Origin of the sequence: Oleiagrimonas sp. (assembly GCF_027858935.1) — a bacterium.
In the GTDB taxonomy this organism is placed as follows: Bacteria; Pseudomonadota; Gammaproteobacteria; order Xanthomonadales; family Rhodanobacteraceae; genus Oleiagrimonas.
Genome location: NZ_JAQIBU010000161.1, coordinates 1 through 9,121, shown reverse-complemented (window position 1 = coordinate 9,121; position 9,121 = coordinate 1). Strand labels below are relative to the sequence as shown.

The 9,121-nt window shown below is 61.0% G+C and carries 10 protein-coding genes; 9 read left to right on the top strand and 1 reads right to left on the bottom strand.

The window, feature by feature from the left end; all coding sequences use genetic code 11:
- The 9 genes from PF446_RS05915 to recO form a co-directional block, all read left to right on the top strand.
- Positions 1–213: sigma factor-like helix-turn-helix DNA-binding protein (locus PF446_RS05915; RefSeq protein WP_298070316.1), on the top strand; the 213-nt coding region annotated here is incomplete at its 5' end.
- On the top strand, positions 210–890 hold the full coding sequence (locus PF446_RS05910) for a sigma-E factor negative regulatory protein (protein ID WP_298070315.1): 681 nt from the start codon (positions 210–212) through the stop codon (positions 888–890). The genes PF446_RS05915 and PF446_RS05910, both read left to right, overlap by 4 nt.
- Before the next feature lie 221 nt (positions 891–1,111).
- Entirely contained in the window at positions 1,112–2,548 is a 1,437-nt protein-coding gene (locus tag PF446_RS05905) for a Do family serine endopeptidase (protein ID WP_298070314.1), read from the top strand.
- Positions 2,549–2,695: 147 nt separating this feature from the next.
- Entirely contained in the window at positions 2,696–4,486 is a 1,791-nt protein-coding gene (gene lepA / locus PF446_RS05900) for a translation elongation factor 4 (RefSeq protein WP_298070313.1), read from the top strand.
- A gap of 98 nt (positions 4,487–4,584) precedes the next feature.
- Positions 4,585–5,403: a signal peptidase I gene (gene lepB / locus PF446_RS05895; protein WP_298070312.1), complete on the top strand. Its 819-nt coding sequence runs from the start codon at positions 4,585–4,587 to the stop codon at positions 5,401–5,403.
- 57 nt (positions 5,404–5,460) lie between these two features.
- Entirely contained in the window at positions 5,461–5,838 is a 378-nt protein-coding gene (locus PF446_RS05890; protein ID WP_298070311.1) for a DUF4845 domain-containing protein, read from the top strand.
- 4 nt (positions 5,839–5,842) lie between these two features.
- The gene (gene rnc, locus PF446_RS05885; protein ID WP_298070310.1) at positions 5,843–6,499 is read left to right on the top strand and encodes a ribonuclease III; all 657 of its coding nucleotides are present in this window, start codon (positions 5,843–5,845) and stop codon (positions 6,497–6,499) included.
- A 32-nt stretch (positions 6,500–6,531) separates the two neighbouring features.
- Positions 6,532–7,404, top strand: coding sequence for a GTPase Era (era, locus tag PF446_RS05880; RefSeq protein ID WP_298070317.1), 873 nt, complete (start codon positions 6,532–6,534; stop codon positions 7,402–7,404).
- A 153-nt stretch (positions 7,405–7,557) separates the two neighbouring features.
- On the top strand, positions 7,558–8,268 hold the full coding sequence (recO, locus tag PF446_RS05875; RefSeq protein ID WP_298070309.1) for a DNA repair protein RecO: 711 nt from the start codon (positions 7,558–7,560) through the stop codon (positions 8,266–8,268).
- Positions 8,269–8,279: 11 nt separating this feature from the next.
- Here the strand turns inward: recO and PF446_RS05870 are convergent, their stop codons facing one another.
- Positions 8,280–9,026, bottom strand: coding sequence for a response regulator (locus PF446_RS05870; protein WP_298070308.1), 747 nt, complete (start codon positions 9,024–9,026; stop codon positions 8,280–8,282).
- Between the last annotated feature and the right edge of the window lie 95 nt (positions 9,027–9,121).

Below are 9,121 nucleotides of genomic sequence, written 5' to 3'. Positions count from 1 at the left end.
GAACAAACGGTGTTTTCCACTGTCCAAGAATTGCCGGACGAACTGCGCACGGCCATCACCCTGAGGGAGGTGGACGGTCTCAGTTACGAGGAAATCGCCACGGCCATGGATTGTCCGATCGGTACCGTCCGATCACGTATCTTCAGGGCGCGAGAGGCCATCGATTGCCAGTTGCGTCCGCTCTTGTCACATCGTGAGGAACCGTCATCATGACTGAAGCCTACCGTGAGCACCTGTCCGCCTTCACCGATGGCGAGCTGGAGTTCGATCAGGTCCGCTTCCTGTTGCGCCGGATCGAGCATGACGGCCATCTTCGTGCCGCCTGGAGCAGCTACCATGTCAGCCGTGCCTGTCTGCGTGGCGAATTCTCAGGCTTGGCCGATCACGGTTTTGCCGACCGCGTCATGGCAGCGCTGGACACGGTTGAAACGGCCCAAACCCGGCATGTCGGCAAGCGCTGGTTGCGCTGGTCTGCTGGTGGTGCCATCGCCGCCAGCGTGGCGGTCGTGGCATTGATGGCTGCGCGGCCCCAGACTCAGGAGCTCCGGGAAAGCGTCCGTACGGCCGTGGCAACTGCGGCACCCGCTCCGGATCAATCTGTTCGAGCGAGTCGCGGTCGAGCTCCCGAGGTGCCGCGTTGGCTTGCAGCCTCACCGGCAGGACAGCTTTCCCAGCCTGCCTCAGCCACCGTTTTGAATGGCCAGGTGCAAGGCGATATCTTGATTCCCGCGGCCTACTCACGTCTTATGGCGCCCTACATGAGCCTGCGCGCCTACCAGGCGCAGGCTGCCGAGCAGGCTCGGTTGCACGCTGCCTCTGGGCGCTGGATCATCCAGATGCCACAGTCAGCAGCCAATCAGACAGCGCCTGACGTTCAAGCACAGCCCTGATTCGCTGGGCGAGGAGCAAGCCATTTCACGCCTCGCCCGTTCGCCCGAACCCCGGGTGCCTTTCGCATGAAAGCCCCGGCTGCGTCTGGTTTTGGGCATGATTGTTAACGCCATTTCCTGGCATTGCATGCAACGGGAACGTCATCGAACCCGAGTGTGATCACGCGCCCGTTATCCGGATTCATCCCATCCCTTTCCATCCATGAAGGAGGTTTTCACCGATGAGCAGAATCATGATGCGCCTCGGCGCAGGCCTGAGCTTGCTGCTGCTTGCTGTGTCCGTACAGGCAGCGCAGTTGCCGGATTTCACCAGTATCGTGTCGAAGAATGCACCCGCTGTCGTGCATGTGGAGGCCAAGTACGACGGCCAGAACGCCCCCGACATGCAATCGCCGCAGTGGCAGCAGGGGCAGGTCCCCCCCGATCAGCTGCCGGAGATCCTGCGCCATTTCTTTGGAGCCCCGATGCAGCCACGCGCCAGCATGGCGCACACCTCACTGGGTTCGGGATTCATCATTTCCAGTGATGGCTACATTCTCACCAATGATCATGTGGTCGATCATGCCGATTCGGTCACCGTACGCCTGCAGGATCGGCGTACGCTGAAAGCCAAGGTCATCGGCACCGACAAGCTATACGATATCGCCCTGCTGAAAGTGAAGGCGCACGACCTGCCCACGGTAACCATTGGCGACTCGAGCAAGCTCAAGCCGGGGCAGTGGGTGCTGGCCATTGGCTCGCCGTTCGGGTTCGACTATACCGTCACCCAGGGTATTGTCAGCGCCGTGGGGCGCAACCTTGGTCGGCAAGATCAGCCGTACACCTCGTTCATCCAGACCGACGTGCCCATCAACCGGGGTAATTCCGGTGGCCCGCTGTTCAATCTTGATGGACAGGTCGTCGGCATCAATTCGCAGATCTATTCCAACACCGGCGGCTACATGGGCGTGTCCTTCTCGATTCCGATCGATCTGGCGATGGACGCCGTGCAGCAGCTGAAGACCACCGGACACGTGTCACGCGGCATGATTGGCGTGACGATCCAGAACATGGATTCGAGCAAGGCCAAGGCATTGGGTCTGTCGCAGGTCCAGGGTGCGCTGATCAACGGCGTCGCCAGCGGCAGTCCGGGCGACAAGGCCGGGTTGCAGGTCGGTGATGTGATTCTCGGCCTCGATGGCAAGCCGGTGGATACCGCCTCGGATCTTCCGCCCATGGTCGCCATCAAGAAGCCCGGGACCATCATCACCCTGAAAATCCTGCACGAAGGCAAGACCAAAGAGGTCAAGGTGAAGCTGGGTACGCTCAAGGGCGACGGTTCGGCGCAGTTTGCCAGTGCCGAAGCCGGTCACGCCAACACCCCGTTGGGTTTCAGCGTCCAGAGCATCACGGACCAGCAGCGCCAGATGCTCGGTTTGAAGAAGGGGTCGGGCGGCGTGGTCATCGACCATGTGAGTGGCCGCAATGCCTCTGAAGCAGGTTTGAGCTCGGGCGACGTGGTCCTGATGGTCGGCCAGCGCAAGGTCAACAGTGTGGCGGCCTTCAGCAAAGCCGTGCACGGTTACAAGCCCGGTGACACGGTCATGCTGCTGGTGCGCGACCAGCAGGGCAACACCGCATTTGTTACCGTCACTGTGGCCAAGAAGCACGCGAAGTGATTCGGGCCCATGCGCGCTGCAGCATGGTCTATGGCGCGCATGGGCACGGCTTTCCATGCGATAATTGTTCGATAGCACCGTCCGCCTTGCGCGGGCGGTGCGTTGTCATGTGCGCCGCATGTGACGCCCCGGCCAAGTACGGATTCCATGGACCTCATTCGCAATTTCTCCATCATCGCCCATATCGACCACGGCAAGTCCACGCTGGCCGATCGCATCATTCAGCTGTGTGGCGGTCTGAGCGAGCGTGAGATGGAACAACAGGTGCTGGACAACAACCCGATCGAGCGCGAACGCGGCATCACCATCAAGTCGCAGTCAGTGTCCCTTCCGTACACGGCACGCGATGGCAAGACCTATCAGCTGAACTTCATCGACACCCCCGGCCACGTGGATTTTTCCTACGAGGTCAGTCGATCCCTGTCCGCCTGCGAAGGTGCCTTGCTGGTGGTCGACGCGGCCCAGGGCGTGGAAGCCCAGTCCGTGGCCAACTGCTACACGGCCGTGGAGCAGGGGCTGGAGGTGGTGCCGGTGCTGAACAAGATCGACCTGCCGACGGCCGACCTGGAAAAGGTCAAGGCCGAGATCGAGGCCGTGATTGGAATCGACGCCAGCGATGCAATTGCCGTGAGCGCGAAGACCGGCGAGAACGTGGTCGAGGTGCTGGAGGCGATCGTCAAGCGCATCCCGCCGCCAACGCCGGGCGACACCGACAAGCTACAGGCGCTGATTATCGATTCCTGGTTTGACAACTATCTGGGCGTGGTGATGCTGGTACGGGTGATGCAGGGTGAACTGCGCCCGGGCACCAAGATCCAGGTCATGTCCACCGGACGCTCCCACGGTATTGACGAGGTCGGCGTATTCACACCCAAGCGACACAAGCTCGAACGCCTGGGTGCTGGCGAAGTGGGCTGGATCAATGCCGCCATCAAGGACGTGCATGGGGCCCCGGTTGGCGACACGCTGACCCTGGCCAGCGATCCGGCCGACAAGCCGCTTCCCGGTTTCCAGCGCATGCAGCCGCGCGTGTTTGCCGGCCTGTTCCCCGTATCCGCGGACGATTACCCGAGCATGCGCGACGCCTTGGACAGGCTGCGCCTGAACGACGCGGCGCTATTTTTCGAGCCCGAGTCCTCCGAGGCCATGGGTTTCGGTTTTCGCTGCGGCTTCCTGGGCATGCTGCACATGGAGATCGTGCAGGAGCGGCTGGAACGCGAATACGACCTCGATCTGGTCACTACCGCACCCACCGTGGTCTATGAGGTGCTCAAGACCGACGGTGAGGTGATCAGTCTGGACAATCCGGCCCAGCTTCCAGCCTCGCCGCAGATCCAGGAAGTGCGCGAACCGGTGATCGTGGCCAGTATCCTGACGCCGCCCGAACACGTGGGAGCGATCATCACGTTGTGCGAAGAAAAACGCGGCGTGCAGAAGACCATCCATTACATGGGCACCCAGGTCCAGATCAGGTATGAGTTGCCGCTGGCCGAGGTCGTGCTTGATTTCTTTGACCGCCTCAAGTCGGTCTCACGCGGCTACGCCTCGATGGATTACCATTTCGAGCGTTTCGATGCCGCCCCGCTGGTCCGCGTGGATGTGCTGATCAATGGCGAACGGGTGGATGCCCTGAGCCTGATCGTGCACCGCGTACAGGCGGAGCGCCGAGGCCGCGATCTGGTCGGGAGGATGAAGGAGCTGATCCCGCGGCAGCAGTTCGACGTGGCTATCCAGGCGGCCATCGGCGGCCAGATCATCGCCCGTTCCACGGTGAAAGCCCTGCGCAAGAACGTGCTGGCAAAGTGTTATGGCGGCGATGTCAGCCGCAAGAAGAAACTTCTGGAAAAACAGAAAGAAGGCAAGAAGCGCATGAAGCAGGTTGGCCGCGTTGAAATTCCGCAGGCGGCCTTCCTTGCGGTATTGAAGGCCGACAAGTAGCCCTGTCGTGCATGGCGCATTATGGTTAGCGGGCATCGGTTGTGTATTGGTGTTTCAAGCGCGTTGCCGGCCCCGGCATTCGTTGAAAGGAAAGAGGCATGGCATTTGATTTTGCGTTGACGCTGCTGGTCCTGACCGTGTTGTTCGGGCTGGTCTGGGCATTCGATCGAGCCTTCCTGTATCGCAAGCGCAAGCTGCGCGCCGAGGCCGCCGGTGAACCGCTGCGCGACCCCTGGCCGGTGGACTGGGCACGGTCACTGTTTCCAGTGGTATTGCTGGTGCTGGTGCTGCGCTCATTCGTGGCCGAGCCCTTCCGTATCCCCTCCGGCTCGATGATGCCGACGCTCAAGGTCGGCGATTTCATCCTGGTCAACAAGTTCACCTATGGACTACGCCTGCCGGTGTTTCACACCAAGATCGTCAAACTCGGCGAACCCAAGCGTGGCGACGTCGTGGTGTTCCGGCCGCCATGGGCGCCAGGTCAGGACTGGATCAAGCGCGTGGTGGGTTTGCCGGGCGACAAGGTCGTGGTGAACGGTGAAAAGGTCTACGTCAACGGCAAGCTGGTCCCGGCTCGTCCCATCGGACCCTATGCCGGTGACGTGAACGATCCCGAGGATGCCTATGTCATGCGCTACAATGGGCAGGTGCTGGATGAAAACCTGGATGGCGTGCACCACAAGGTGATCGAGATGCCGATCCTCAATCAATCACCCGCTGGCGCTCCGGACGTACCCAATGCACTCAATCCACAGATTGTGCCCAAGCATTGCTACTTTGTGATGGGGGATAATCGCGACAACAGCGAGGACAGCCGCTATCACGGTTGCGTGCCGGAGAAGGACCTTGTGGGCAAGGCGTTCTTCATCTGGATGAGCCTGCATTCGTACCATCGCATCGGAACGGTCATACACTAACGTGGCATTATTCGGTACAAGCCGGCCCGGGTGCGCCGGATACGGGAAAAAAGGATCATGAAATCCAGACAACAGGGCATCACGATGCTCGGCTTCGTCTTCATGTTGTTGATCGTCGGATTCTTCGGCTTCATGGTGATGAAGCTGTATCCGCCGTATTACCACTATTTCGGCGTGGAACGCGCGATGTCGGAGTTGAAGTCGGAGGACCTGTCCGGCAAATCCCGCAGCCAGATCCGCAGCGACTTCATGTACAAGCTGAGCTTCCAGTACGCCGATCAGGAAATTCATCCCGAGGACATTCACTTCGACCAGAACAGTGGTGGTGGCGTCACTTTCCGCGTGGATTACGAAAATCGGGTGCATTTCATCTACAACATCGATTTTCTGCTGCACTTCCAGAAAAGCGTGCAGCTGACCGGAAGCGTCGAGTGAACGTGTGAAGCTGGACCACACGTTTCACGACCCGGCTCTGCTGGAACTGGCGCTGACCCATCGCAGTATCGGCCGCCCCAACAACGAACGACTGGAATTCCTCGGCGATGCGCTGCTGGACCTCGTGGTGGCGGAAATGCTCTATGAAGTCCATCCGCATGCCAGCGAAGGAGAGCTGACGCGGCTGCGGTCTCAACTGGTCAATGGCAAGCGCCTGGCCGCAGTGGCGCGCAAACTGGAGCTGGGACCTGCACTCAAGCTGGGTCCCGGCGAATTGAAAAGTGGCGGTTACCGCCGCGATTCGATTCTCGCCGATGCCTTCGAGGCCGTGGTTGCCGCGATCTACCTGGACGCCGGTTACGACGCGTGCCGCAGTGCGGTGAAGGCGCTGTTCGAGGAACTGGTGCAGTCCACCCCGCGATCCAGCAAGGATGCCAAGACCCGCCTGCAGGAATGGTTGCAGGCCAGGGGCCATGGTCTGCCAAACTACCAACTGACGGGCAGCCATGGCGAGGATCACGCACGTACGTTTGAAGTGGTCTGCGTGCTAGACGATCCGCGCAGCCTGGAAATATGTGCCGAGGGATCCAGCCGCCGTGCCGCCGAGCAAAGTGCTGCCGCTCAGATTCTGGACCAACTCGAGAACGGGGACATTGCGTGAACGAACAAGAAGCCGACACCTTTCGCTGCGGCATGGTTGCGCTGGTCGGCCGTCCGAATGTCGGCAAGTCGACATTGCTCAATGCCCTGATCGGTTTCCGCCTGAGCATTGTCAGTCCCAAACCGCAAACCACGCGTCACCGAATCCTTGGTATTGCCACCAGCGATGCCGGACAGATCCTGTATGTCGATACACCGGGCCTGCACCGGGGTGCCCGCAAGGCCATGAACCGCAGCCTCAATCGTGCAGCACGCGCGGCCATCGCCGAGGTCGACGTCGCCGTGCAGGTGATCGAAGCCGGTCGCTGGACCGACGAGGACGAGGCGGTTCATGCCGCACTTGCAGAGCGCGACCTGCCTGCGTTGCTGGTGATCAACAAGGTCGATAAATTGCGCGACAAGCAGGCCTTGCTGCCGTTCGTGGCCGAACTGACCGAACGACATCATTTCGACGAGGTGTTCTATGCCAGCGCACTCAAGCGCAAGGGGCTGGAGAACATCGAACAGGCCATCCTTGCACGCTTGCCGGAGCGCGGGCCGGTGTTCGGGCCCGAGGATGTCACCGACCGCAGCGAACGCTTTCTGGCCGCGGAAATGGTCCGCGAGCAGCTGATGCTTCGCCTGGATCAGGAGTTGCCGTATTCCACCACCGTGGAGATCGAGAAATTTTCCGACCGCGAGGATGGATTGGCCGAGATCCATGCCGTGATCTGGGTGGAACGCGACAGTCAGAAATCCATTGTCATCGGCGCCGGGGGGGAGCAGCTCAAGGCCGTTGGCGCCGCTGCGCGCCGCAGCATCGAACGCGTGTTCGAGCGCCGCGTGTATCTCAAGCTTTGGGTCAAGGTACGCGCTGGTTGGGGTGATGACGAAAATGCCCTGAAGCGTTTCGGTTACACGGATTGATACGCTTTGGGACTCTGGAACACGGCGGCCTTGCGCATTTTTGGGCCGGGCCACAAGGATGCCCCCATCCTTGTCGTGACTGCAGCGTGCGGCCGCTGTTCAAGCACGGCCCTTTCGATGCAATATCCTGACTTCTAGCGCAACGTTTCCCGCATGCAGATCGAACAGCAACCCGCCTATGTGCTGCATGCACGCGCTTACCGTGAGACCTCCCTCCTGCTTGAATGCCTGACCCGTGATTTCGGCCGCGTGGGCGTGGTGGCCCGCGGTGTGCGCGGCCCACGTGCACGGATCCAGCGGGCCGATCTGGAGCCGTTCCAGCCCCTGGCGATCGACTACAGTCAGCGCGGCGAACTGGCCACATTGCGTGCAGCCGAGCCATTGGGCACATCCAGGCGACTTGTCGGAGATGCCCTTCTTTCGGGTCTGTATATCAATGAGCTGGTGGTGCGCATGTGCGCCCGCGAGGATGCGCAATCGGGACTGTATGAAAACTATGCGATTGCACTCGAACGTCTGTGCGGTCCGGATGCGGTGTCCTGGACCCTGCGCCGTTTCGAACGTGATTTCCTGCAGGTGCTTGGATATGCTCTCGAGCTGAATACGGAAATCCTGACTGGGGAAGCGATCGAACCCGATGCGCTTTATCGTTATGTTCCCGAACAGGGTCCGGAACGCTGCGGGCAATCGGTGGCGAGGGCGGTGCGTGGGGCAGACCTGCGGGCGCTTGCCCTTGATCGCGCGCCCGATGCCGATGGGCTGCGTCGACTGCGATGGATGATGCGTGGGGTTCTGGCCTTTCATCTGGGCGGCGTCGAATTGCGTGCCTGGCGCATGTTGCGCCCTTTGGCCGCACGAGAATGACCGGATGATGTTCAGTCCGTGGACGGTTCATGCCCGCGCAACGCGATCCGCGTCGAGTTCAAGGCCTGGCGAAATCCGTCGCTGGCGTTGCGCACGGCCTGGGGATCCGCACAACGGATGGCTTCCTGCAATTGCCTGCAGGCTTGGTCGAGTGCCATCGCCCCACACAGGCCGCACGAGGCTCGCAGTCGGTGCAGGCGGTCGCGCAAGGTATCGCCTCCAAGCACGAGCAAGTCATCCAGTTGCGCGGATAGCGTATCCAGTTCCTGGGCAAACAAACCGCGCAGGGCATCCAGCGTACGTGCATCTCCGCAGGAACGGGCGCCTGCGACATGGTCGAGGACCCCTCCGGGAAGCCCCCCGGGAAGAGCCTGTCGCACGACCTGCTCCAGGTCGTCCAGCAGCACCGGTTTGTGCAGGGTGGCCACGAAACCGATCTGATGCAGGCGGGTCCGCAGCGTGGGTGGAAGATCCGCGCTGGAGGCGATGGCGGGACGGTCGTGGCAGGCCGATGCAGGTGCGGAGCGCAAAGCCTTGAGGATGTCTTCGGCGCCCATGCCCGGCATCCTGCAATCCAGGATCATCAGGTCGAAAATTCGGACCTGCGCCTGTGCCAGAGCCGATGGGCCACGAGCATGACACTCGACAGACAGTCCCATTTCTTGCAAGGCTTCGGATATGAAAAGGGCACTGACCGGGTCATCCTCGGCAAGCAGGACGGAGGGGCGACCCGTATGCAGCTGCGTTTCTTCGGACATGGCCGTTGAAGTGCCGTTAGGGAAGAGTTTGGCAGAATGGCCTGCGATGAACGTCCGATCAAGTCGACCCTGTTCACGATTCGCACTGGTGATCC